A 24,808-nucleotide genomic window follows, 5' to 3' on the forward strand; every position below is an offset into this window, starting at 1 on the left:
GGGATTTTCCGTTGACAAGCAATGCTTCATGTCTCAACGAGGAGACCTTGACCATCGCCGCCCGACCGATTCGAGTCGAGCGCGCCGATACCTCGCATCAGCCCCACTGCGTGATACTGCCGGCGTTGACCTCAGCACCCTCGCCGCGTCCTCCGGTGCGCATTTTCCTGGGCACCGAGAAAGCCCAGGTAAGAGCCCAGCGCATATTCTTCTATTCGGTCGAACGCGTACGCGATCCTGCACGGGAATACCGCATCTACCTGATGAAGGATATCGCCGGTTTCGATCAGTCGACATGGCGCACCGGCTTCACCAATTACCGCTTCGCGATTCCCGATTTCGCCGGCCGCGAAGGGCGCGCCATCTATAACGACGTCGACCAGATCTACTTCACCGATCCCGCCGTGCTGTTCGACCTGCCGATGGCCGAACATGGCTATCTTGCCATCTCGGCCAAGGACACGTCGGTCATGGTGATGGATTGCGCCCGCATGGCGCAGTGGTGGAACCTCGATCAGGCCAGGCAGGCCGCCAAGAAGACGCTGACCGACACGCCGGCCGAACAGCCCGGCCTGTGGGGCGAACTCGACGGCCACTGGAACGCCCGCGACGAGGAGTACGAACACAACCGGACCCATGTGCTGCACTATACCGCGCTGCACCAGCAGCCCTGGCAGCCGACGCCGAGGATCTACTCTTATCATCCCAACGCGCTGGGCGATTTATGGCACCGCCTGGAGCAGGAAGCGGATGCTCAGTATTACGGACCCTTTTCCCGCCAGGCGCCAAGCCCCTGGTTCGAGCAGGCGCTGCAAGCGCTCGACACGCCTGATGATAGCGATGAAGCATTGCGCAGCAGCCCCCGCGCCGCACAGCTGGCAAGCGAGTGCGACGCCGCCTCGCTGTTATGGTGCCGGCCCGCTCGGCAGACCGCGCCGCCCTCGCCGCTCAATCTGGAAGCGAGCCAGCTCTGGCATCCTGAGCGCGACGCTGCGGTGGATGCCGCCTTCGATGGTGTCGCCGTCACAGGGGTGCTCGAACATCTTCCCGCCGAAGACATCCATTGGTTCATGGGAGAATTGGCTCAGCGCGCCCGCCGTTTACTCTATGTCGGCATTCAGCTCCCCGATCCCCGGCGCGTCGACGATCAGCCGTTCTACCGTACCCACTGGTGGCGCGAACAGCTGCGCCGCATCAGCGGGGCCTATCCCGATCTCGTCTGGCATCTTGATATCCAGCGCACGGGAACCGGCATGAGAGAGTGCGTCCAGTCCGGACTGAGCGGCGCACGCCAGGGGCATGGTCGCGTTCCACGGGTATGGCTGTTGCTGGGCCGGCATCACGGTGACAATGCGCAGCTGTCACTACTTGCACAGCGACTGGGCTGGCCCAGCGAGGAAAAACGGCTGAACTTCAAACCGTCTGCGCCAAGACCCGCGCTGTTCAGCCGCCCATCTCTTGCCAACATCGATCTGACCCAGTCCGATCGTCTCGAGCCCCCCTGGCCGGATCTGATCCTGAGCACGGGCCGGCGCAGTGTCGGCGCAGCACGCTGGGTCAAGCAGCAGTCAGGAGGATGCACGCAGCTGATTTTCCTCGGCCGCCCGCGCGCGCCATTGGACTGGTTCGATCTGATCATCACCACGCCTCAGTATGGCCTGCCGGCACGGGACAATGTCATCCATAACCTCCTGCCTCTCAACGCGCCCGACCCTGCGGCGCTCGATCAGGCCGCCGCGGATTGGCAAGCGCGCTTCGACGATCTTCCCCGGCCCCGTATCGGCGTGCTGGTCGGCGGCGCAACGAAGACGCAGCACTTCGATGCCACCGTTGCCCGTGCGATGGCTCAGGCCGCCTGTCGCCTGGCCAAGGCTCGCGGAGGGTCACTGCTGATCACCACCAGCCCGCGCACGCCACCCGACGCGGCGGACGCCTTTTTCGCTGGCATCGATGTTCCCAGTTATCGCTACGCCTGGCACCACGAAGACGGTGCAGACAACCCCTACCGGGCCTATCTGGCCTTGTGCGACGCATTCGTCGTGTCAGGCGACAGCGTATCGATGCAGGCCGAAGCCATTCGGACCAAAAAACCGGTGCATGTCTTTCCGCTCGCATTGCCGCCGACATCATGGAGTCGTCTCGGGCATCGGTTTGAGGCGTTCATGCACGGGCGCACACAGGCGACCGGAACCCGCGGCACCCATCGCCAGCAGGACTGGAAAGGCCGACTGTACGACCGTGCATTCGGCTTAGGTCTGATAACCGCACCGCGCAATACCGAGCGCCTGCACAAGGTACTTGCCATGCGCAACCTGCTTGACGATATCAGTATAGTGGACGATGCGACGCCAGGCCGGCAGCGCCTCGAAATTGCCGACGAGGTGCAGGCCACGGTAGAAAGCATTCGCTTGCGCGCCGGCGAGCACTACTGGCGGGAGCGCCGATGAGCACGCCGCGCGTCACGGTCTTTATTCCGGTACATAACCGCCAGCGTTACATCACGACGGCCGTCGACAGCATCCTGGCGCAGACATTCGAGAACTTCGAACTGCTGATCGTCGATGACGGCTCGACCGATGCCACTCTCGAGGTCCTATCCCGCTACCGGGATCCACGCCTGCGCGTGGAGGGCAATGCGCGCAATCTGGGCATTCCGGCAACCCGCAACCGCGGCCTCGAGCTGGCGCGTGGAGAATATATTGCCCTGCTCGATAGCGATGACAAGTCATGGCCGAATCGGCTCGCCCGCCAGGTCGAGACCCTGGACCGCCATCCGGAGCTGGCGCAGGTCGGCAGCGCCTGCGATTTCATGGACGATCAGGGACAGCGTCTCAAGCGCGTGCGGCGCCAGCCCTTGGCGGCCGATGACGTCGCCGCCAGCCTGGCGTTCTACTGCGCACTGACCAACCGTACGATCATGGCGCGCACGGCTATTTTGCGCGAGCATGGCTACAGGGAGGATTTTCCGCGCTGTCAGGACTACGAGTTGCACCAGCGACTGTCGCGCACGCAGCGGATGGCCAACCTCGCTGACATCCTGGTCTGCGGACGCGAACACAGCGGACGCTTCACCAAGCAGACCGATGCGCTGGGCCGTGAGCGCAAGCGTGAAATCTGTCGCCGGGCGCTCATCGAGACGGGACTCGTCCCGAGCGAGGCAGATCTCGATCGTCACTATGCGCTGGCGCGACCCAAGAAACTCGGCGCGGCGCTGAACGAAGAATATCTCGGCTGGGCCGATCAGTGGCTGGCTCGGCTCGACGCCGCCAACCGGCGTAGCCGACGCCATGTGCCCGAGGCGCTGACACGGGTCATGACCGAACGCTGGATAGACCTGTGCTGGCATGCACGCCGCCAGCTCGGGTCCGCCGCCTATCTGCGCCTGATACGCTCACCGCTGGCCAGGCGCTTACCCGCGACGCTGTTGCGCCGCCTGGCATCCTGAGGCCGCACGTTCAAGTTCATGGCTGATTCGCCAGCAGACAGAAACTGATCATCAGTGATTATTGAAGGAACATGTCATGCGTTATCTGGATGTCGACGCACTGGAGCACATGGATGCCAAGGCGTTCCAGCAGCGTTCCCCTTATCCATGGGCCAACCCGGCGGGTCTGCTGACCGAGGAAGGCTACGCGGCATTGCGCGACAGCCTGCCCGCCGCCGAGCACTTCGAGGAAATATTCGGCAAGACGCGTCGTTACGGTCAGCAACCCCACGACCGGCTGGCGCTGGAATACTCGCCGGACATAGAACTGTCGCCGCACTGGCAAGCCTTCATGCAGGAACTGCACGGACCGCACTATCGGCAGTTCATGGCACGCATGTTAGGCACCCAGGCCTTCAGCTTGCGCTTTCACTGGCACTACACGCCGGCTAGCTGTTCGGTCTCGCCACACTGTGACGCCCGCGAAAAGCTGGGCTCGCACATCTTCTACTTCAATGGCGAAGACGACTGGCAGCCCGACTGGGGCGGGCAAACCGTGGTGCTCGATGACAATGGCCGCTTCGACAGCAAAAGTGCGCCAGCCTTCGAGGATTTCGACAGCGCTACCGAATCCCATGCGATGGGCAACTACAGCTTGCTGTTCACCCGACGTGGTAATTCCTGGCATGGTGTACGCGAGATCAGTTGTCCGCCAGGGCACTACCGCAAGGTCTTTATCGCGGTCATCAACGAACGCCGCCCACTCAAGCAGTTTACCAAGAGGCTCAAGGGGCTGTTCGGACGCGCGGCCTGATCGGTTCAAGGCGCCATGGTCACCACGTCCTCGATAGACGCAATAAGCCGTAACTCCTGCCGACTGCCGATAGACGATGCGTGGGCAACCTGGGCAGGAAGACTGCGACTATGGGAGAGGGCCTGCAGACGCGTCTCGATGATGCTGGTATCGAGCCGTTCTCGTCTGCGCTGCAGCAGCCGACGTCTCGAGAACGGCTTCTTGCTCGAATAGCGCACGAGCAGCGACACCAGCCGCTCGGCGCCAGCAAACTCGGCTTCGCCACCTACGAGACGGTACAGCAGCGTTCGGGCACCCTCTTCTAGCTGCGGTGACGGCAAGAGACGCTTGCCATTGAGTTCATGCAGGAACACGCCAAGATGTATAGCCGCCGAGATGGCGGGATCGTCCGCCATGCTCATCTGCCCGCAGTCGATTGCGCGCAGCGGTGCCAGCGGGTCGGGCGATACCATGACATTGCCGGGATGAAGATCGAGATGAGTGATGCCGGTATCGCGCAACGACGCCAACATGGCGATCAACTTCGACAGTAGCGCGTGGCGTCGGGTTGCCTCGTGCTCATGCGCCTGCCAGACGACGTTGAACGGCTGCCAACCGAGCAGATACTCCTGCAGCAATACCTGCTGTACGGGCAGGCCGTGGCGGAAGCGCTCGCCAAAGGCCAAGGTCCGGACACCATGCACCGTTCGCTCGTGCAATGCCAGGTTATGAGCGAGCTCCGCCGTGCCGTGGCTGAACCCGAGCAGTGCATTGCTGCACCCCAGCAGCGCTCCCAGCCGCTTGCGCGGCGATACCGCCATCTGCTTGACGAAGTGACGCGGTGTTGCCGGCAAGCTCGGCGGCGCAAGAGAATAAAGTCGGCGCGACCTCGCGACTTTCTCACGTAACAGGGTAACGCCGGACCCGGCGCCGGCATGAAAATGATGATCGATCGTCTGCGCTGGCCGATGTGCCTGCCCCTCGCCAAGCCACCACTGCCATCCCGAGTTGGAGAAGGCTACCGGCCCGTCGAAGCGGGCAGTCAGGAACTGCGGTCGGCACCGTTGCATACCTCCCCGCTGGATGCCTAATGCCATTGCCCTGCCCCTTCGCCATCTTTAATAAAATTTTAATATTTTCTTAATATATCGGAATAAGCGCAGACGGGCACACCGAAATATGAAAATTCCAGGCACAAGGGAAGTTCAGCATGCCGCTAAGGAAAGCGTCCAGCGAGCCCACCACCCAAGGTGGCACTCGCTGGCCAAGGCTAAATGAGATGGGAAATTACAGGGAATGACACGCTACCACCCTCATTCCGCTCTCCTGAGCAGGAAAAACCCGACCAGGAAACAGGCCAGGGTGGGCGTCAGTACCGCCCAGATCGGCGAGAAACCGAAGATCGTCGAGGCTGGGCCAAGCAGGTCCTGCAGGTATTTGAACGACAAGCCGACGAGGGTGCCGTAGAAGACCCGCGTGCCGGCGGCAGCGCTTCTGAGCGGTCCAAACACGAACGAAGCAGCGACCAGCATCAGCCCTGCCAGCACCAGCGGCTGCAGCAGCTTCTGCCAGAAATACAGCCAAGTATCGGTGGCGTCGGTGCCCTGAGCATTGAGATAGCGGCCATAGCGCCACAGATCGGCGATCGACTGACTGTCCTGGTCGGTGATGATCTGCTTGAGTAGTTTCGGATCGAGCGATGTCCGCCAGGGCTCGCTGGCATAGGTGTCGGTTACGGTACGGTCTGGCTCGAAATGGGTCTCCTGTACGTTCTGCAACTGCCATCCGCCTTTCATCGGCACGGCGCGCTCGGCATGCAGGGCACTCTCCAGGCGTTGGCCGTCAAAATGGTAGCGTAGGACGCCGATCACGGTATTATCGGAGCGCATCGAGGCGAATCGGTAGAAATCGTTGCCTTCACGCTGCCACCCGCCATCCTGTTCAGCCAAGCCGTTATCCCCTTGGCGCTGCTCCGCCCGCCATGACTTGGCATACTGCTCGGTACTCGGTGCAACGTATTCGCCGACCACCATGGTCAGCAGGATCACCACTCCGAGCGGCTTCATCACCGCCCAGATGATGCGTGCCAGCGACCATCCCGCCGCGCGCATCGTGGTCAGCTCGTTATTCGATGCCATCGCACCCAGCCCGATCAACCCGCCGAGCAGGACACCCACCGGTGCGTATTGATAAAAGCGCCACGGCAGCCGCATGAGGGTGTACAACAGCACCTCGAAAGCACCGTAATGGTTTTCCACGTCATCGAGCCCGGAAATGTAGTTGATCACCAGATCCAGCCCCATCAGAAGGACCTGAACGACCAACATCGCGGCAAGCACATTTCGCGCAGTGTAGCGGTCGATAAGGTTCATAGGACACGTCTCCTGCGTGGACGTCGGCCTCGGTTCAGCCATAAACCGAACGCGAGAAAAGCGATATGGATCGGCCATACCCCCAGCGTCGCCGACAACTGCTCCCTGGCGATGGCGCTCTGTGCCGCCAGCAGCAGGCTCATGTAGCAGATGTACAGAAAGATCGACGGCAGCAGCTTGGCAAAACGCCCGTGGCGTGGATTGGCGCGTGACAGCGGAAGCGCGATCAGGGTCAGGATCAGCACCATCAAGGGCAGGCTGGCGCGCCACTGAAGCGCCCCGCGGGCCTCCGGATCGTCACTGGCAAGCAGGGAAGGCGTGGATAATAGTTCGACGTCGTCGTATTGCGGCGTCGTAGCGGCGCCGGCGAGGCGAATGGCATAGGTCTCGAACTGCAGGCGGTCACTCGCCGCACTGCCCGGCACGACGCTGTAACGGTAACCGTCCTTGAGAACCAGGTAACGGCTGCCCGTCTCCGGGTCGGTCGCCTGGTAACCGCTACGGGCACGCGTGATGACCTGTCTCGGCGGGCCGTTGGCCTGCTCCTCCTGTTCGGCGATGAACAGGTCCTGCATGCGGCTGGCGTCGTCGCCGAGCGACTCGGTGTATGCCGTACGATCGCCAAGCTCCTGGAAACGTCCGGGCGTCAGTGTACTGAAATCGGCGTTCTGCTTTTGATCATCCAGCATGCTCTCGTTATGCACCAGGCCGGCCGGTGTCAACCATAGACTGCAGACACCTACCAGCAGGGCCACGACCGCGGCGGGCCATAATGCCACATGCAACAGCTTGCGCGGGCTGACGCCACAGGCCGCCAGCACGGTGATTTCGCTGTTGAGATAGAGCTGCCCGTATGCCAGCAGGATAGCCAGAAAGAATGCCAGCGGCAGCAGTAACTGCATGAAGTTCGGCAACTGATACAGCATCAAGGTGCCGAGCAGCCTGGCGGGAAAGTCCCCTTGCGCCACATCGGTAAAGTAGCTGATGAAGCGGTTGCCCATGATCACCAATAGCAGCACGCCGGCAACGGCGGCCATGGTGGTGAGTATCTCGCGAGTCAGATAACGAAAAATAATCAAAAGTGTCTCCCGAAATGGCTTCCTTGCTGGCCTGTCTTCCTATCGACGCCGGTTGCCGGTCCATGCAATACGGCACCGCTTTGCGTACACTGAGAAACGTTCGAGGCTGGCGACGTGCCAGCATTATCCAGAAACCGCTCGCCCTTGTCTCTTCGTGAGATGTCGGTGGTGTGGATGAAGCCTCTGTCGTGTGGAGATGTCATGGAATTTTCCGTACTGACCGTCAATCCAGCCAAGGTCGAAACAGCCTGTCTGGTCGTACCGCTGTTTGAGGATGGCGACCTGCTGCCCGCCGTCGCCAAGCTGGATGACGCCAGCGAACGCTTGATCGCGCAACTCGTCGAGCGCGGCGATTTCACCCCGGAGCTCGCCAATGTTCAGCTCATTCCGTTTGCGCCGGGTCTCGCCACCGAACGGCTGCTGCTGGTCGGCCTGGGCAAACGCGACGCCTTCAACGAAGGCGCACTGCGCAAGGCACTCGATGCCGCCTTCACCGCGCTGGCCAAGCTGCCGGTCGACAGCGCTGCGGTAGCGTTTGCCGATGCCGAAGTCGAAGATCGCGACACCGCCTGGAATGCACAGATGACCTTGGAATCCGCGACTCGCGCGGTCTATCGCTTTACTCAGTGCAAGTCGACCTCGGCACCGTCACCGCAGCTTAGCAGGATCGAACTGCTAGTGAGCGAACCGGGGCAGGCCGACAATGCCAAGGCAGGCGCGAGCATCGGCGCCGCGCTGGGCGACGGTATCAATCTGGCCCGTACCCTGGGCAATCTGCCCGGCAATATCTGTACCCCGACGTACCTCGCCAATCAGGCCGAGACGCTGGCCGCGGAATCCGCCGGCTCGCTGGCAGTCGAAATTCTCGACGAAGCCGCGTTGGAAGCACTTGGTGCCCATTCATTGCTGGCCGTGGGTCGCGGCAGTGCGGAACCCTCCAAGCTGATCGTGATGAAGTACCAGGGTGCCGACGACGCCGAGGAGTCGCCACACGTTCTGGTCGGCAAGGGCATCACCTTCGATACCGGCGGCATTTCGCTCAAGCCGGGTGCCGGCATGGACGAGATGAAGTTCGACATGTGCGGTGCCGCCAGCGTCTTCGGCACCATGAAAAGCGTGATCGCACTGAAGCCGAAGCTCAACGTGATCGCGATCGTCGCCAGCGCCGAGAACATGCCGGATGGTCGCGCGATCAAGCCCGGCGATATCGTCACCACGCTCAAGGGGCTGACCGTCGAGATCCTCAACACCGACGCCGAAGGCCGCTTGGTGCTGTGCGACGCGCTGACCTACGCCGAGCGCTTCGAACCGGCCAGCGTCGTCGATATCGCCACCCTCACCGGCGCCTGCGTCATCGCACTGGGCGATCATGCCAGCGGCCTGTTCTCCAATGACGACGACCTCGCGCTGGACCTGCTCGAAGCGGGTGAGTCCTCCTGGGATCGCGCCTGGCACATGCCGCTGTGGGACGACTACCAGCAGCAGCTGGACTCCAACTTCGCCGATCTCGCCAACATCGGCGGGCGTCCGGCCGGCAGCATTACCGCCGCCTGCTTCCTGTCACGCTTCGCCGACAAGTATCCGTGGGCGCATCTCGATATCGCCGGCACCGGCTGGGACAGCGGCAAGCAGAAAGGCGCCAGCGGCCGCCCGGTAGGATTGCTGACGCGCTATCTGCTGGACCGCGAGAGCGAGCTGGTGGTCACACCGGAGGCCTGATCATTGTGGAGTTTGGCCGTGGAGAGCGGCGGCGCCACGCGGGAAAATATCAGCTCGCCGCAGGCAGGCGCTGAAACTCGCAGGCGCCGGGACAGGCGCGGAATCGGGCGCCAGAGATAACCGCCGCCGCCCTCTTCGCAGCCAACGATTTGCATGCTAATTTAAATGTTCCGCTGCCCGTCCACCGGGCAGCCCCCAACCGAAGTCATCGACCGCCTGCCGCCCTGCTCGCGTCGTCAGGCATCATGGACTGTCAGGAGAAGTCGCAGTGTCCACCTCAGGTTTCGAAGCCCATCTTTCCTCCAACCCGCTCGATGCCGCTCTGCGCAACGAGATTCTTGCCAACCCGGGCTTCGGCCGCTACTTCACCGACCACATGGTACACGTACGCTGGACCAAGTCGGGCGGCTGGCAGCGCGGCGAGATCCGCCCCTACGGGCCGCTGCTGATCGACCCGGCCTCTCCGGTGCTGCACTACGGTCAGGAGATCTTCGAAGGCATCAAGGCGTATCGCCATGCCGACGGGTCGGTCTGGACCTTCCGTCCCGAGAAGAACGCGGCGCGCTTTCGCGCCTCCGCTCGTCGCCTGGCCCTGCCGGAGCTCGATGACGAAACCTTCCTCGGCTCGCTCAAGACACTGGTGGCGCAGGACGCCGCCTGGGTACCGACGCCGAAGAACGATGCCGAAGAGTGTAGCCTGTACCTGCGTCCGTTCATGATCGGCAATGGCAAGTCGCTGGGCGTCAAGCCGGCGGCCGAGGTCGACTACTACCTGATCGCCTCGCCGGCCGCCTCCTACTTCAAGGGCGGCGGCAAGCCGGTCTCGATCTGGCTCTCCCAGCATTACAATCGCGCCGCACCGGGCGGCACCGGCGCCGCCAAGTGTGGTGGCAACTATGCGGCATCGTTGCTGGCCCAGGCCGAGGCCGAAAGCCACGGCTGCGATCAGGTCGCGTTCCTCGACGCGGCGGAGAACAAGTGGATCGAAGAGCTGGGCGGCATGAACCTGTTCTTCGTCTACCGCGATGGCCGCCTGGTGACGCCGGCGCTGACCGGCACCATCCTGGAAGGCGTCACTCGCGACTCGATCCTGGAACTCGCCCGCGATGCCGGCCTGACGCCGGAAGAGCGGCCGATCAGCATCGACGAATGGCGCGACGGCGTGGCCAGTGGCGAGATCGTCGAAGTGTTCGCCTGCGGCACCGCCGCCGTCATCACCCAGATCGGCCAGCTGGTGACCGAAAACGACCGTATCGTCACACCGGAGATCGAAGGCGAAGCGATCAGCGCCAAGCTGCGCAAGCGCCTGCTCGACATCCAGTACGGTCGCAGCGAAGACACTCGCGGCTGGCTGATGCGGCTGGCCTGATGCCCCACAGGGTCTGAATGATACGACAGGGCCTGATGCACGGTCTCTGATACGACAGGCCCTGGTGCGCAGGCCCTGGTTCCGTCCTACGCTGAAACCGTGCAAGACGCTGAGCTCGGGATCGCATCCCGAGCCCGGAACGACCGCCCACCGGCGGTCGCTTCGTCTCGCGATTCTCGCGACCCACTCACGAAAGGATGATGTGATGAAACCCGTGATGATCATTACCGGTGCCGGACGCGGCATTGGCGCCGCCACCGCCCTCATGGCCGCCCAGAAAGGCTACGCCGTCGCCGTGAACTACCGCAGCGACAAGGCGTCCGCGGACAAGGTCGTGGCCGAGATCGAAGCCGACGGCGGCCGCGCGATCGCGGTCCAGGCCGATGTCGTCGATGAAGCCGCCATCGTCGCCATGTTCGAGACTGTCGACCGCGAGCTGGGCCGGGTCGAAGTGCTGGTCAACAACGCCGGCGTGGTCGACCAGATCAGCCGCGTCGACGAGATGAGCTTCGAGCGCGTCGACCGGATGATGAAGATCAACGTCGTCGGCCCGTTCATCTGCGCCCGGGAAGCGATCAAGCGCATGTCGACCAAGCACGGCGGCAAGGGCGGCGTCATCGTCAATGTCGGTTCGGCCGCTTCGCATCTCGGTGGCGCGGGGGAATACATCGACTATGCCGCCTCCAAGGGCGCCATCGACGTAATGACCGAAGGGCTCTCGAAGGAAGTTGCCGGCGAAGGCATTCGCGTCAACACCGTCCGCCCCGGCGTCATCCGCACCACCATCCACGCCAGCGGCGGCAACCCGGACAAGCCAGAGGTGGCCGGCTCGGTGATCCCCATGGGCCGCATCGGCGAGCCGGAAGAGATCGCCAACGGCATCCTGTGGCTGGCCGAGGCAGGATTCACAACAGGAGCACTCGTCGACATCGACGGCGGCGTCTAGGAGAGGTCGGGCCTGCGCGAGCGATTGGCGTTGTTGCACGACGCGCGCGGGCCTCGCCTAACCCCGTGTTATGTCTCGTTCCTTGCGCGCCGTGCGCCTAGCCACTCATCTCGCTCGGCGCCGACTCGAGCCCGTAGACGAGCCGCCAAGGACAGAATTCGATATCCTGCGACTTTTTTCACAACGTCGTAGCCCATAGCCTATAGCCCGTAGCCCGTAGCCCGTAGCCCGTAGCCCGTAGCCCGTAGCCCGTAGCTCGTAGCTCGTAGCTCGTAGCCCGTAGCCCGTAGCCGGGATTGGCTTTTCTTACCGCGTCCAGGCGCGAAGCGCCGCTCTTACTGCTTACCGCTCCCCGAAGGGATTTATGACCAAGGTCGATTTCTACATTTTGCCCGATACCACGCTGGAAGCCCGGCTCGACTTCGCCTGCCGGCTGGCGGAGACGATCTATCGCAAGGGGTATCAGTTGCACATCCATACGCAGGACGAGGCCATGGCCCGCGAGCTGGACGAGCTGCTGTGGACCTTCCGCGAAGAGAGCTACGTCCCGCACCGGGTGGCGGGCGATGCGATGGAGCCGCCACCGCCGGTGACGATCGGCTGGGAAACCGTGCCGGAACCGGGCGTCCAGGCCATGTTGAACCTGCACGACGAGATCCCCGAGTGGTTCTCGCGGGTGGAGCGGGTCGCCGAGATCATCAACCAGCATCAGGACGTGCTGCGTACCAAGCGCGCCTGCTGGAAGACCTACAAGGATCGGGGTTATCGCGTCGAGGCGCACAAGCTCTAGGGAAACACTGCATAAATGTCTGCGCGAACTCGGCGTCCCCGGCAAATCGCTTCGTTGTGCGATGCCGGGGCGCCGGTCCGATCGGAATCCTCACCTATACCCCATAGGCTCCGGTTCCTGTGCTCCGTACGCCTTGCGCTTTACGCCGCTCGTCGATTTATTCAGCGTTTCCTGGCAAAAGTGGCTGCGCTCGCCAACTTTTCGCAACGGTGCCGTTAAATAGAGTCCGGCGGCCTCCCGCCATGACGCCGCCTGCCGCCAAAGGGTATAATCCCCGCCATTTTCGCTACGCCGTATCCCGCTTTCCCGCAAGTGCGAGCCGGGTGCGCCGCGTGTCGTCGCCACTCATTGCCGAGCCCGATAGCTGCCATGGACAAGACCTACCAACCCGATCAGATCGAAACCCGCTGGTATGAAAGCTGGGAAGCCGACAACCGCTTCGCGCCGAGCGGAGAAGGCGAGCCCTTCTCGATCATGATTCCGCCGCCCAACGTGACCGGCAGCCTGCACATGGGTCACGCGTTCCAGGACACGATCATGGACACGCTGGTGCGCTGGAAGCGCATGCGCGGCAACAACACGCTGTGGCAGGTCGGCACCGATCATGCCGGCATCGCCACGCAGATGCTGGTGGAGCGCAAGCTGGCTGCGGAAACCGGCCAGACGCGCCACGATCTGGGTCGCGAGGCGTTCATCGACAAGATCTGGGAGTGGAAGGAGGAGTCCGGCGGGCACATTACCCGCCAGCTGCGCCGCATGGGGGCCAGCGTCGACTGGAGCCGCGAGCGCTTCACCATGGACGACGGCTTCTACAAGGCGGTGCAGGAAGTCTTCGTTCGCCTGCATGACGAAGGGCTGATCTATCGCGGCAAGCGCCTGGTCAACTGGGACCCGACACTGCACACCGCGATCTCCGATCTCGAGGTGGAAAACCGCGAGCAGCAGGGCCAGTTCTGGCACTTCCGCTATCCTCTGGCCGATGGCGCCAGGACCGCCGACGGCAAGGATTACCTGGTCGTCGCCACCACCCGCCCGGAGACACTGCTGGGCGACACTGGCGTGGCGGTCAATCCGGAAGACCCGCGCTACGCCTCTCTGATCGGCAAATTCATCGAGCTGCCGCTGGTCGGCCGGCGGATTCCGATCATCGCCGACGAACACGCCGACATGGAAAAGGGCTCGGGCTGCGTCAAGATCACCCCGGCCCACGACTTCAACGACTACGAGGTCGGCAAGCGCCACGATCATGCGCTGATCAACGTCTTCTCGAAAGACGCGACCATTCTCGAACGCGCCGAAGCGTTCGATCTGCAGGGGCGGCTGCTGCCCGATGTCGACGATACCCTGCCCGCCGCCTATGCCGGCCTGGATCGCTACGTCGCGCGGGAGCGCATCGTCGCCGACATGGAGGCCGCCGGCCTGCTCGAGCAGATCGAGACGGTCACCAACACCCTGCCCTACGGCGATCGCTCCGGTGACGTCATCGAACCGCTGTTGACCGACCAGTGGTTCGTCGCCATCGAGAAGCTGGCCAAACCGGCCATCGAAGCCGTCGAGAATGGCGATATCGAGTTCGTCCCCAAGAACTACGAGAACATGTACTTCGCCTGGATGCGCGACCTGCAGGACTGGTGCATCTCGCGCCAGCTGTGGTGGGGTCATCGCATTCCGGCCTGGTACGACGCCGACGGCAACGTGTTCGTGGCCCGCACCGAGCAGGAAGCGCGCGAGAAATACGACATTGCCGCCGATGTGACGCTGACCCAGGACGACGACGTGCTCGATACCTGGTTCAGCTCCGGACTGTGGACCTTCGGCACTCTGGGCTGGCCCGAGAAGACACCGGAACTCGAGACCTTCCACCCCACCAGCGTGCTGGTCACCGGTTTCGACATCATCTTCTTCTGGGTCGCGCGCATGATCATGCTGACCGGCCACTTCACCGGCGAAGTGCCATTCAAGACCGTCTACGTCCACGGCCTGGTTCGAGACGCCCAGGGCCAGAAGATGTCGAAATCCAAGGGCAACGTGCTCGACCCGATCGACCTGATCGACGGCATCGACCTGGAAACGCTGGTGGCCAAGCGTACCGGCAACATGATGCAGCCGCAGAAGGCGCGCGCGATCGAGAAAGCGACCCGCAGCGAGTTCCCGGAAGGGATCGAGGCCCACGGCACCGACGCGCTGCGCTACACCTTCCTGTCGCTGGCGACCACCGGGCGCGACATCAAGTTCGACATGGGCCGTCTCGACGGTTACCGCAACTTCTGCAACAAGCTGTGGAACGCTTCGCGCTATGTGCTGATGAATGCCGAGGGTCAGGATGTCGGACTCGGTGGCGAGCCCGTCGAGCTGTCGCTGGCGGATCGCTGGATCATCTCGCGCCTGCAGCAGACCGAAGCCCAGGTCACCAGGGCGCTGGAAGAGTACCGTTTCGACCACGCTTCCCAGGCGCTCTACGACTTCGTCTGGAACGAGTATTGCGACTGGTATCTTGAGCTTTCCAAGCCGGTGCTGTGGGAGGATGACGTACAGGGAGGTACTAATGCCGCGGGAGACAGGATATCGGGAGCGGCCGAGCTGGATAAAAGAAAGCGCGGCACCCGGCGCACGCTGGTCCGCGTGCTAGAGGTGATCCTGCGCCTGGCGCATCCGATGATGCCGTTCATCTCCGAGGAGATCTGGCAACGCGTCGCGCCGCTGGCCGGCACGCTTGCGCAAACGGCGGATGCCGGTAGCGCAAGCCTGATGAACCAGCCCTGGCCGGAAGCCGATGCATCGCGCATCGACGAGCAGTCGATCCGCGACATCGAATGGCTCAAGGGCGTGATCGTCGCGGTGCGCAACATCCGCGCCGAGATGAATATCGCGCCCGGCAAGCCGCTGGATGTGCTGCTGACCAAGGGTGACGCCGGCGATCGCGACCGCCTCGAGGCCAACCGCCTGTTCCTCTCCAAGCTGGCCAAGCTGCAAAGTGTCAGTTGGCTCGACGATCCGGCACAGGCACCGCTGTCGGCGACGCAACTGGTCGGCGACATGGAAGTGCTGGTGCCGATGGCCGATCTGATCGACAAGGAGGCGGAACTGCAGCGTCTGGCCAAGGAGATCGACAAGCAGGACAAGCTGATCGTCGGCATCGAGAAGAAGCTGGGCAACGAGAGCTTCACCGCCAAGGCACCGGAAGCGGTCGTCGAGAAGGAACGCGGCAAGCTCAAGGAGTATCTGGCGGCGCGTCAGGTGCTGGTCGAGCAGCGGACCAAGATCGCCGAACTCAACGGCTGACCTGTCGCTACCACCGCGCCTCGAGCCCTCGACAGTTCATCGAGGGCTTTTTTCATTCTAGCGAGACCAGAGTCGGCGCGGCGAAACGTCATAGCGGGATATTCACGGGCAAGTTTTAGAACACTGTTCCTTATGTGATTCTTAAATTATGCTCCTCGCAAACGAATTATCTGCGAGCGATCGATGAACATACAGTGGAAGCGCCTGTTAGGGCTCAATGTGACCGGCCTGCTCTTGCTGCTCAGTTGGGCGCTGCCCCACGGGCTACCCTGGACCGACCTGGACGACAGGATCTTCTGGGCCTTCAACCAGTGGATCACGCCGGAAAACGGGCTTTGGGACGATCTGCTGGCGCTGCTCAACACGCGCTTCTTCGACGCCGCCTCGTTCGGCGTCATGGGGGTATTGTTCACCATCGCCATGCGTCGGGATCCGCATCCTGACCGCCTGCGTCGCTGGTTCAGTATCGGCGTGACGATGCTGCTGACCGCCGGCGTCATCGCGATCGTGACCAACAAGGCCATTACCTATGGGCACCCCAGCCCGACACGATTCTTCGCGCATGCCGCTCGCCTGACGGATATCGTCTCGATACCCACCAAGGATTCGGCGTCGAACAGTTTTCCCGGCGACCATGGGCTGATGTTGATGATCTTCGCCGGATTCATGCTGCGCTTTGCCGATCGCCGCACCGCCGCCTGGAGCGGTGCCTTCGTGCTACTGCTGAGCGCACCCCGGATCATGGTCGGCGCGCACTGGTTCAGCGACGTCTATATGGGCGCGCTGAGCATCGCCCAGCTCGCGCTGCCCTGGGTGCTGTGCACGCCCGTCGCGAGCAAGGTCACCGCGCTGATCCAGCGCGGGCTATCGCGTCTGCCACTCGCCCGTTGAATCCGTTCATTGAACGGACCCACCGACTCGGCGCCTGACTTACCCGCTCAGACGTCGTCGGCTTCGAACGCACGCTCAGCGCCCAGGGTCAGGCGCTCCGCATTGCTCGATGCGGCACTCTCGGCGTGACCATCGGCGACGACCTGATTGCGTCCGGCGGATTTGGCCGCGTAGAGACGGCGATCAGCCAGATCGATCACGTCACGCAGCTGCTCGCCCTCGCGGGACCGTGCGATCCCCATCGACAGCGTTACCGGCAGCACCAGGTCATCGAGCTGACAGGGGTGGCGAGACAGCCGATCGCGAATTCGCGTGGCAGCGGCGACGCCCTCGGTCTTTCCGGCGCCTGGCAGCAAGATCAAGAACTCTTCACCGCCGACACGACCAACGCTGTCATCGCCCCTGAGTGAGTCTCGCAACAGTCCGGCCAGATGACGCAGCACGGCATCACCGGCGGTGTGCCCGTAGTTGTCGTTGATCTCCTTGAACCGGTCGGCATCCACCAGCACGATGGCGAATCCCCGCCCGCGTTTCCAGTAAGCCGAGGCCCGTTCAAAGATCGCTCGCCGATTGAGGACTCGCGTGAGCGAATCGTGCATGGCATCGCTGCGGTAACGATGCTCGTGGCGATCGGTGATCGTCAACATGCGCAGGATCACCACGCACAGCATGACGAAGACCAGCCCCAGCCCCAAATCGGAGAGCAGCATATCGACCGTCGATAATCTCGCGTCCGTGCCGTACAGCGGAGGCAGACGGAGTACGCCAAAAGATAGCGCAATCAAACAGCCGGTAACCAAGATCTTGGTGCGTCTTCTGAGATCAGCAAGCATCAGCTCGACTTCGGCGAACAGCAGATAGTAGATCAAGCTGGATGAGTCAGCGGTGATGGCGATCCCGATGATGACGAAGATCAGGAAGGTAGATAGCTTGATCGTCAACGCCGTGGCCACGAAGAGCCGACGATGCAACACCAGGGCTACCACATAACCTGCCAGACAGAGTAGATTGAGCCCACCTAGCAGCGGACGATCGACCAGATACAACACAGGCGCTACTGCCAGTTGCAGACAGAAAGCGAGCAGATAGATTTCAGCCATGATCTCGAAGCTACGCCGACGCTCTGCCGGGAGAGAATCAGGCGCCTCGGTACATTTCCGCCAGAACTCGGTACCTTTCTGCCGGATAGAGAGAAACAAGCTGCGCATTGCGACTCATTATTGTGCTTGGGTATGACCCGTTTTATGCAGGGGCTCTTCGTAGGCCTGGCTTGGTCGAAACGCCAATCACCCAAGCTGCGGGCTGACACAGTACCGGGAAGAGAGTGGCCGAGTATCACTGCTTTTGACAAAAATTAACATTGTCAAAATTACGTACAACATTGTAGTCCAGGTCTTACAATTCGCTAACCATTTCCTATAGCCGTGAATCAGGACGAGTTCTGGTAGCCTAGACGCGCCGACACGGCACTGGACTTGGCTAATACGGAAATTTCCTATGCGTTTTCTGCACAACGACGATCTGGGCAAACTGCTGCTACGACTGTGTGTCGGTGCTCTGATCCTGCTTCACGGCATCAGCAAGCTAATGGACCCCACGAGTCTCAACGGCATTGCCCAGCAACTGGCGGGGATGGGCCTGCCGTCGTTCGTCGCCTATGGCGTGCTGATTGGCGAGATCGTCGCGCCGCTGATGGCCATTGTCGGTTGGCAGGCAAGAATTGGCGGGCTATTGATGGCAGTCAACATGGTCGTGGCGCTGATTCTCGTCCATACCTCCCAACTGTGGACTCTCAACAGCCAGGGCGGCTGGACGCTGGAACTGCAGGGCATGTTCCTGTTCGGAGCACTGGCGATCATGTTCCTGGGAAGCGGGCGCATGGCAGCCAGACCCGACTGACGAGTCGCGCCGGCAACCTCATTCGATCTTCAAGTCCGCCAGCCGCTGAGCCAGCAGCTCGGGGAAGCGCTTGAACCAGCGCTGGTTGAGCGGCGAAGGATGAGGCAACGGCGCGAGAACGAAGCGCTTGGTCTCCCCATCGTCCAGCGTCAGCTGGGTGACATGCGTCGCCGAGAAGCGGTCCTCTCGCGACCAGAAGGCCTCCAGCGCATCCCGGACCTCCCGGGGCTGCCCGATACCGAACCAGAGAAACGCCTCTCGCCCCAGCGTGATCACCCGGTCACCGTCCCATTGTCGAGTCAGCAGGGCCGCCACCAACGGCTGGAAGCGGCGCTTTACGGCCATGGACCAGGCCTTGTTGCCCACCGGCTTGTAGGGAACGGTATTGATCCAGAACAGGTCGTCCCCCACCGTCAATGACGCCTCGAAGTCCGGGAGCGGTTGTCCGTGGCGGTGACGATAGAGTGCCTCCCGCACCTTTTGCCCGCCAGCACCGACGAACGGCAACCCCACTTCGACTTCCTTCTTGCCGGGGTCCCGCCCGAACACGGCGAGCTTGGCGTTTTTAGGCCCGAGGCCGACGATCGGTGCCAATGGATCGCGATCGAACTGGCGATAGACATCGCCATCCAGCCGATCGAGTTCGGCGGCTTCCCGGCGCATGGCCTTGTCGATCTCGGCCGGCAGGGATTGAGCTTGATGATTCATGCGCTGTCCTTAGCCATCAATAGTCCTTAGCCAAGAGTCCTTAACCAAGAGTTCTGGCCAAGAGTTCTGGCCAAGAGTTCTTAACCAATAGCTCTTGGCCGATAGTTCTGATCATCGACAGATCTTGGCCATCAACAGGGCCTGGCCATCGATAAATACTGGCCCTGAATAGACCGACCATCGAGCTGCCGGCCTTCAGTTCCATGGCGCGTTGAGTACCAGCACTCCGGCGTTCAGATAGGCCGCGAAACCGGCCCACACCAGATAAGGCAACAGCAAGCCGGCAGCGAGGCGTGAATAGCGCGAGAAGGTCACGATCGTCCAGACGATCAACCCCCACAGCAGGAGCAGGTCGAGCAGGCCGATCAGCATCCAGTGGGCCGCGAAGAACAGCCACGACCAGAGGCCATTGGCGATCAGTTGCAGCACGAAAGGCAACAGCGCCTTTCCGCGTTCGCCGCGCGGCGCGACCAGCGTCACCTTCCAGGCCGCCACGGCCATCATCAGATACAGCAGCGTCCAGGCGACAGGGAACAGCCAGTCAGGCGGCGTCAGTGGCGGTTTGGCAAGCGCGGCGTACCACTCGCCGGGCGGCGCCAGAATGCCGCTGCTGGCAGCGATTGCCACCAGCAGCAGCCAGCCGCAGAAAAGACGACTCGAGCGACTCACGGCAATTACCAGCTACCCGTGTTTTCCATCGAGGCCCACGGCTCCTGCGGCGCCAGGGCGTCGCCTTTCTGCAGCAGTTCGATGGAGATGCCGTCCGGCGAACGCACGAAGGCCATGTGGCCGTCTCGCGGCGGACGATTGATGGTGACGCCACCCGCCTGCAACTTCTCGCACAGCGCGTAGATATCGTCGACCCGATAGGCCAGATGGCCGAAGTTGCGACCACCGGTGTACGCTTCCGGGTCCCAGTTGTAGGTCAGCTCGACCATCGGCGTCTGCTCGGCCTTGGCGCGCGGCGTATCGTTGGGCGTTGCCAGAAACACCAGCGTGAAGCGCCCTTTCTCGCTCTCCTTGCGCGAGACTTCCTGCAGTCCCAGCAAATCGCAGTAGAAGTGCAGCGAGGCGTCGAGATCGGCGACGCGAACCATCGTGTGCAAATATTCCATGACATCTTCCTGATTCGTCAAAACGTTGAACCATTCTATGGTAGACCACGACCGACGTTCGGTGAATCGTGGACCGGCCTACCGCCTATCTCGCCATCGGCGAACGCTCCGGAAGGCAGACGAAACGGCCCGACATCATCGATATCGGGCCTTCGACGTCATGGCGACCGGACCATCAGGTGTTCAGAAACGCGTTGCCACGTACTGACCGATCGCCTGCTGAGCCTCTTTGAGCGACTGCTGCTTGCGATCCTCGCCCATATTCAAGCCTTCCGCGTAGATCGTGTGCACGTCCTCAATACCCATCAGGCGAAGCATGTGCTTGAGATGCGGAGTCTGGGAGTCCATCTCGGTGCCGGCGTACATGCCGCCGCGCGCCGCCAGGATCAGACCGGACTTGCCCTCGAGCAGCCCCACCGGCCCGTTGGCGGTGTACTGGAAGGTCTTGCCGGCGCGCAGAATGCGATCGAACCAGGACTTGAGCTGGCTGGGGATCCCCAGGTTGTAGAGCGGCACGGCCAGCGCCAGCACGTCGCTGGCTTCCACTTCCGCCAGCAGGTCGTCGGAGATCCGCGCCAGCGCCTGCTGTTCGTCGCTGCGTTCGCCGGGCTCGGTCATCCAGCTCGTCATTTCGGCGCCGGTCAGGTGCGGCAGTGCCTGCTCGACCACGTTGCGCTCGACGAGCTCGACGTCACGGCCTTCCAAAGCCGACTTGAAGGATGCTGCCAGCGCGCTGGACTGGCCGCCTTCGCCGAACAGGGAACTGGTGATGAGAAGAATGCGCTGCGCCATGAAACTGCCTCCAATGTGGGTTGCACTACAGCGAGATGCCGCTACCTGACGGCTACATGGGAGGCATTATTCATTGTGGTTTTTGGAATGAAAACCGCGAAATATGGCATGAAACGTTCGATCGCATCGATTCTTTCCGATCTCCGCCATGACGGCCCCGCCGCCATCTGCCATCAACGGCTGGCTTCGACGCCCTGCCCGCAACCGTGAAACTCCCGGTCGCCGTAGCGCAGCGTCACCTTGACCGGCCACGGTTTGCCGCTCATGTCGTCGAAGCAGGCACCGGCCCGCAGATCCAGCTCCATGGGGTATCGGCCGCTGTCGCTGACCAGCACCATGCGCGCCTCGCTTCCGTTCTGCACCGAGGCGACCCGATAGTCGAAGGTATCCTCGGCCTGACCGTAGTCGGACACCAGCGTCAGCGAGTGGCTGTTGCGATCGAGGGAGAGATTCCAGCCGGGTTCGTTGCCGCTGGCGTAGAAAATGCTTTCGGGGTGTTCCTGCCGCGTGGTCGTCTTGCGTTCACTGGCCAGAGTGCAGACCAGCCGCCCGTTGTCGCTCTCGACACGGGCATCGCGCCCCTGGCGCCAGAACGATAGCCCGCCGAGCTGGTAGCGCGAACCGGTGCCGACCACGGCACTGGGCAGCTCGGTTTCCCCCAGCGCCGTCCACAGTCGCAGCCGCCGATCGTCGGGCGTGGTGGTCACCAGATCCTGAGACGGCGTGCAGCGCCAGGCGGTGAAGGTCTCGCCCCCATCGGCAAAGAAGGCGCTTGGCATCAGCGGCGACTTGAGCGCATCCAGCCCTGACGGCGGCGCGGCGGAAGACACTTCCTGCTGCCCGCCGCTGGCGCAGCCCGCGAGCATGAGCGCGCCGACCGACAGCGTCAGCCAGCGAACCGATGAACGATGACGATAGAGGACGCGGCGGTCTTTGCCAGCCTGAAGCGCTTTGGACATGAGCACGATTCCCGAGAGATGTCTGAACACGGATAGCCGTCACAAAAAATCGCCGGGCGCGATTTTTGACGTCGCGCAGCGACGGCCCGGAGGGTGACCGCCAGGGATGGCAGGTCACAAAAAAGCGCCGCGAGATCGTCTCGCGGCGCAACGCTCAGCCTAACATGTCAGCGCCATCGGCGGACCCAACTCACCGGCGGATCAACCTCTCCGGCGGACCGAACCCGACGGCGGACCGAACCCGACGGCGGACCCGAACACAGTCCGTTCATCGTTGGAAAATCGCTTCACGCATAGCGCTTGCGCAACTCGCGAGCCGCCTCGACCATGTTGGCCAGTGCCGGCTCCACTTCGGCCCAGCCCCGCGTCTTGAGACCGCAGTCCGGGTTGACCCAGAGCCGCTCGGCCGGGATCTTTTCCGCGGCCTTGACCATCAGGTCGACCATCCAGGCGCACTCGGGAATGTTCGGCGAGTGGATATCGTAGACGCCTGGCCCGATCTCGTTGGGGTAATCGAAGTGCTGGAAGGCGTCCAGCAGCTCCATGTCGGAACGCGAGGTCTCGATGGTGATGACATCGGCATCCATGGCGGCGATGGCGCCGATGATGTCGTTGAACTCCGCATAGCACATGTGGGTGTGGATCTGCGTCTCGTCGGCAACCACGGCAGCGCTCAGTTGGAAGCACTCCACCGCCCAGTCGAGATACGCCTGCCATTCGGCCTGCAGCAGCGGCAGCCCTTCCCGCAGCGCCGGTTCGTCGATCTGGATGATCGCGATACCGGCACGTTCCAGGTCGGCGACCTCGTCACGCAGCGCCAGGGCGATCTGGCGGCAGGTGGTGGCGCGGGGCTGATCGTCACGAACGAAGGACCACTGCAGGATCGTCACCGGCCCGGTGAGCATGCCTTTCATGGGCTTGTCGGTCAGCGACTGGGCGTACTCGCTCCAGCGCACCGTCATCGCTTCAGGCCGCGTCACGTCACCGAAGATCACCGGCGGCTTGACGCAGCGGGAGCCGTAGCTCTGCACCCACCCGTTCTGGGTGAAGGCGAAACCGTCGAGCTGCTCGCCGAAATATTCGACCATGTCGTTACGCTCGGCCTCGCCATGCACCGGCACATCGAGCCCCAGCTGTTGCTGGCGTTCGACCACCAGCGCGATCTCTTCGCGCATGCGGGCTTCGTAATCCGCCGCGTCAAGCTCGCCTCGCTTGAAGTCGCGGCGGGCCGCACGGATTTCCTGCGTCTGCGGAAAGGAGCCGATCGTGGTGGTCGGGAACAGCGGCAGATTCAGTCGCTCACGCTGTGCCGCGGCCCGAACCGTGTAGACGCTGGCGCGACGCGTGTCGGCATTGCCGACCTTCGACAGACGCTCGGCAACCTGCGGCTTGTGAATGCGCTGTGACTCGCGCCGCGCCGCCAGGGCTCGGCTGGCATCCTCGACGCGCTGGCGATCCGCCGCCGTTTCCGCGCCGTCGAGCACGTGCGACAGTGCCACGACTTCATCCAGCTTCTGACGCGCGAACGCCAGCCAGCTTTTCAGCTCCGGATCGAGCCTGGTTTCGTTGTCCAGATCCACCGGCACGTGGAGCAGCGAGCAGCTCGGGGCCAGCCAGAGCCGGTCGCCCAGGCGAGATTTGGCATCCTTGAGTTCACCGGCGAGACGTTCGAGATCGGCGCGCCAGATGTTGCGGCCGTCGATGGCTCCGACGGAAAGCACCTTGTAGGGCGGCAGGCGATCGAGCACGGCCGTGAGCTGCTGCGGTGCCCGGGCCAGATCCACGTGCAGCCCCTCGACCGGCAGCGATAGCGCCAGCCCCAGGTTGTCGCCGAGGCCGCCGAAGTAGCTCGCCACCAGCAGCTTTACCGGGGCCGATTGCAGCTGGTTGTAGGCGAATTCGAACGCGCGCTGCCACTCGCTCGGCAGGTCCTGGACCAGCGCCGGCTCATCCAGCTGTACCCATTCGATGCCGGCGTCGGCGAGCCGAGCCAGAATCTGCCCATAAGTCGAGACCAGATCGTCGAGCAACGAAAGGCGTTCGAGCCCCTCGCTCTTGGACTTGGCCAGCCACAGCCAGGTGACGGGGCCGGTCAGCGCCACCTTGATCGGATGCCCTTGCGCCCTGGCTTCGGCGACCTCCTCGAACAGGCGCTCGCTGGCGATCCGGAACGTCTGCCCTTCGTACAACTCCGGCACCAGATAGTGATAGTTGGTGTCGAAATACTTGGTCATCTCGCAGGCCGGCGCCGGCTCGCCGGACGGCGCGCGACCCCGCGCCATGCGGAAACTGGTGTCGAGATCGACCTCTCCTGCGACGCTGCCGAAGCGTGGCGGCACTGCCCCCACCAGCACCGAAACATTGAGCACCTGATCGTAGAAAGCGAAGTCACCGACGGTGACGACATCCAGGCCGGCATCGATCTGGTCCTGCCAGTGCGCCTTGCGCAGCCGCGCGCCTTCCTGCTCGAGTCCATCTCGATCCAGCTCGCCCTTCCAGTAGGCTTCGACGGCTTTCTTCAATTCGCGATGCGCGCCGATACGCGGATAGCCCAGAGTGTGCACCAGGGTGGTCATTTGTGGGGTCTCTCGGAGTTAGCGGTTAGAATGGAGAAGATCATGGCTTGGCGGCAGTCTCTCCGGCAACGCACCTTGAATCAAACGCGTTTAT

20 protein-coding genes are annotated in these 24,808 nt (G+C 62.7%); 10 read left to right on the plus strand and 10 right to left on the minus strand.

Annotated features, from left to right (window positions below):
* The first annotated feature begins 11 nt into the window (after positions 1-11).
* From BC443_RS01025 to BC443_RS01035, 3 genes are all read left to right on the plus strand, one after another.
* Positions 12-2,447, plus strand: a complete 2,436-nt coding sequence (locus tag BC443_RS01025) for a mitochondrial fission ELM1 family protein (protein ID WP_139284220.1) — start codon at positions 12-14, stop codon at positions 2,445-2,447.
* Positions 2,444-3,445, plus strand: a complete 1,002-nt coding sequence (locus tag BC443_RS01030; RefSeq protein WP_071229970.1) for a glycosyltransferase — start codon at positions 2,444-2,446, stop codon at positions 3,443-3,445. Before BC443_RS01025 ends, BC443_RS01030 begins: the two co-directional genes overlap by 4 nt.
* Positions 3,446-3,521: 76 nt before the next feature.
* Complete coding sequence (locus BC443_RS01035; protein WP_071229971.1) at positions 3,522-4,238, plus strand: hypothetical protein; 717 nt, start codon at positions 3,522-3,524, stop codon at positions 4,236-4,238.
* A gap of 5 nt (positions 4,239-4,243) precedes the next feature.
* Here BC443_RS01035 and BC443_RS01040 read toward each other — a convergent pair whose 3' ends face one another.
* The 3 genes from BC443_RS01040 to lptF all read right to left on the minus strand — a co-directional run bounded on the left by BC443_RS01040 (position 4,244) and on the right by lptF (position 7,668).
* Positions 4,244-5,314, minus strand: coding sequence for an AarF/UbiB family protein (locus BC443_RS01040; RefSeq protein ID WP_071229972.1), 1,071 nt, complete (start codon positions 5,312-5,314; stop codon positions 4,244-4,246).
* Positions 5,315-5,530: 216 nt separating this feature from the next.
* Positions 5,531-6,589 (minus strand): LPS export ABC transporter permease LptG, encoded by a 1,059-nt coding sequence (gene lptG / locus BC443_RS01045; RefSeq protein WP_071229973.1) that lies wholly within the window; start codon positions 6,587-6,589, stop codon positions 5,531-5,533.
* Positions 6,586-7,668: an LPS export ABC transporter permease LptF gene (gene lptF / locus BC443_RS01050; RefSeq protein ID WP_071229974.1), complete on the minus strand. Its 1,083-nt coding sequence runs from the start codon at positions 7,666-7,668 to the stop codon at positions 6,586-6,588. The genes lptG and lptF overlap by 4 nt, the downstream gene beginning before the upstream one ends.
* 201 nt (positions 7,669-7,869) lie before the next feature.
* Between lptF and BC443_RS01055 the strand changes: the two genes are divergently transcribed.
* The 6 genes from BC443_RS01055 (at position 7,870) to BC443_RS01080 (ending at position 16,665) form a co-directional block, all read left to right on the plus strand.
* Entirely contained in the window at positions 7,870-9,387 is a 1,518-nt protein-coding gene (locus tag BC443_RS01055; RefSeq protein ID WP_071229975.1) for a leucyl aminopeptidase, read from the plus strand.
* Positions 9,388-9,655: 268 nt separating this feature from the next.
* Positions 9,656-10,756: a branched-chain amino acid aminotransferase gene (locus BC443_RS01060; protein ID WP_083387138.1), complete on the plus strand. Its 1,101-nt coding sequence runs from the start codon at positions 9,656-9,658 to the stop codon at positions 10,754-10,756.
* A gap of 205 nt (positions 10,757-10,961) precedes the next feature.
* Positions 10,962-11,702: an SDR family oxidoreductase gene (locus BC443_RS01065; RefSeq protein WP_071229977.1), complete on the plus strand. Its 741-nt coding sequence runs from the start codon at positions 10,962-10,964 to the stop codon at positions 11,700-11,702.
* Positions 11,703-12,066: 364 nt separating this feature from the next.
* Entirely contained in the window at positions 12,067-12,492 is a 426-nt protein-coding gene (locus BC443_RS01070) for a DNA polymerase III subunit chi (RefSeq protein WP_071229978.1), read from the plus strand.
* 369 nt (positions 12,493-12,861) lie between these two features.
* Positions 12,862-15,774, plus strand: coding sequence for a valine--tRNA ligase (locus BC443_RS01075; RefSeq protein WP_071229979.1), 2,913 nt, complete (start codon positions 12,862-12,864; stop codon positions 15,772-15,774).
* 183 nt (positions 15,775-15,957) lie between these two features.
* Entirely contained in the window at positions 15,958-16,665 is a 708-nt protein-coding gene (locus BC443_RS01080) for a phosphatase PAP2 family protein (protein ID WP_071229980.1), read from the plus strand.
* 47 nt (positions 16,666-16,712) lie between these two features.
* Here BC443_RS01080 and BC443_RS01085 read toward each other — a convergent pair whose 3' ends face one another.
* Positions 16,713-17,765 carry a diguanylate cyclase gene (locus tag BC443_RS01085; protein ID WP_170835832.1) on the minus strand — a complete coding sequence of 351 codons (1,053 nt, stop codon included), beginning with the start codon at positions 17,763-17,765 and terminating at the stop codon, positions 16,713-16,715.
* Positions 17,766-18,162: 397 nt separating this feature from the next.
* Here BC443_RS01085 and BC443_RS01090 point away from each other — a divergent pair, with 397 nt between their 5' ends.
* Positions 18,163-18,564, plus strand: a complete 402-nt coding sequence (locus tag BC443_RS01090; RefSeq protein WP_071229982.1) for a DoxX family protein — start codon at positions 18,163-18,165, stop codon at positions 18,562-18,564.
* 18 nt (positions 18,565-18,582) lie between these two features.
* Here the strand turns inward: BC443_RS01090 and BC443_RS01095 are convergent, their stop codons facing one another.
* From BC443_RS01095 to metE, 6 genes are all read right to left on the minus strand, one after another.
* Positions 18,583-19,272 (minus strand): uracil-DNA glycosylase family protein, encoded by a 690-nt coding sequence (locus tag BC443_RS01095; protein WP_071229983.1) that lies wholly within the window; start codon positions 19,270-19,272, stop codon positions 18,583-18,585.
* 195 nt (positions 19,273-19,467) lie between these two features.
* Positions 19,468-19,941, minus strand: coding sequence for a TspO/MBR family protein (locus BC443_RS01100; RefSeq protein WP_071229984.1), 474 nt, complete (start codon positions 19,939-19,941; stop codon positions 19,468-19,470).
* Between the two features lie 5 nt (positions 19,942-19,946).
* Positions 19,947-20,387 (minus strand): VOC family protein, encoded by a 441-nt coding sequence (locus tag BC443_RS01105; RefSeq protein ID WP_071229985.1) that lies wholly within the window; start codon positions 20,385-20,387, stop codon positions 19,947-19,949.
* A gap of 183 nt (positions 20,388-20,570) precedes the next feature.
* Positions 20,571-21,179, minus strand: coding sequence for an NAD(P)H-dependent oxidoreductase (locus tag BC443_RS01110; protein WP_071229986.1), 609 nt, complete (start codon positions 21,177-21,179; stop codon positions 20,571-20,573).
* Between the two features lie 173 nt (positions 21,180-21,352).
* The gene (locus BC443_RS01115) at positions 21,353-22,138 is read right to left on the minus strand and encodes a C-type lysozyme, inhibitor (RefSeq protein ID WP_244179758.1); all 786 of its coding nucleotides are present in this window, start codon (positions 22,136-22,138) and stop codon (positions 21,353-21,355) included.
* A gap of 287 nt (positions 22,139-22,425) precedes the next feature.
* The gene (gene metE, locus BC443_RS01120) at positions 22,426-24,714 is read right to left on the minus strand and encodes a 5-methyltetrahydropteroyltriglutamate--homocysteine S-methyltransferase (protein ID WP_071229987.1); all 2,289 of its coding nucleotides are present in this window, start codon (positions 24,712-24,714) and stop codon (positions 22,426-22,428) included.
* Positions 24,715-24,808: the final 94 nt, after the last annotated feature.

Origin of the sequence: Salinicola sp. MIT1003 (genome assembly GCF_001858555.1) — a bacterium.
GTDB classification, from domain to species: domain Bacteria; phylum Pseudomonadota; class Gammaproteobacteria; order Pseudomonadales; family Halomonadaceae; genus Salinicola; species Salinicola salarius.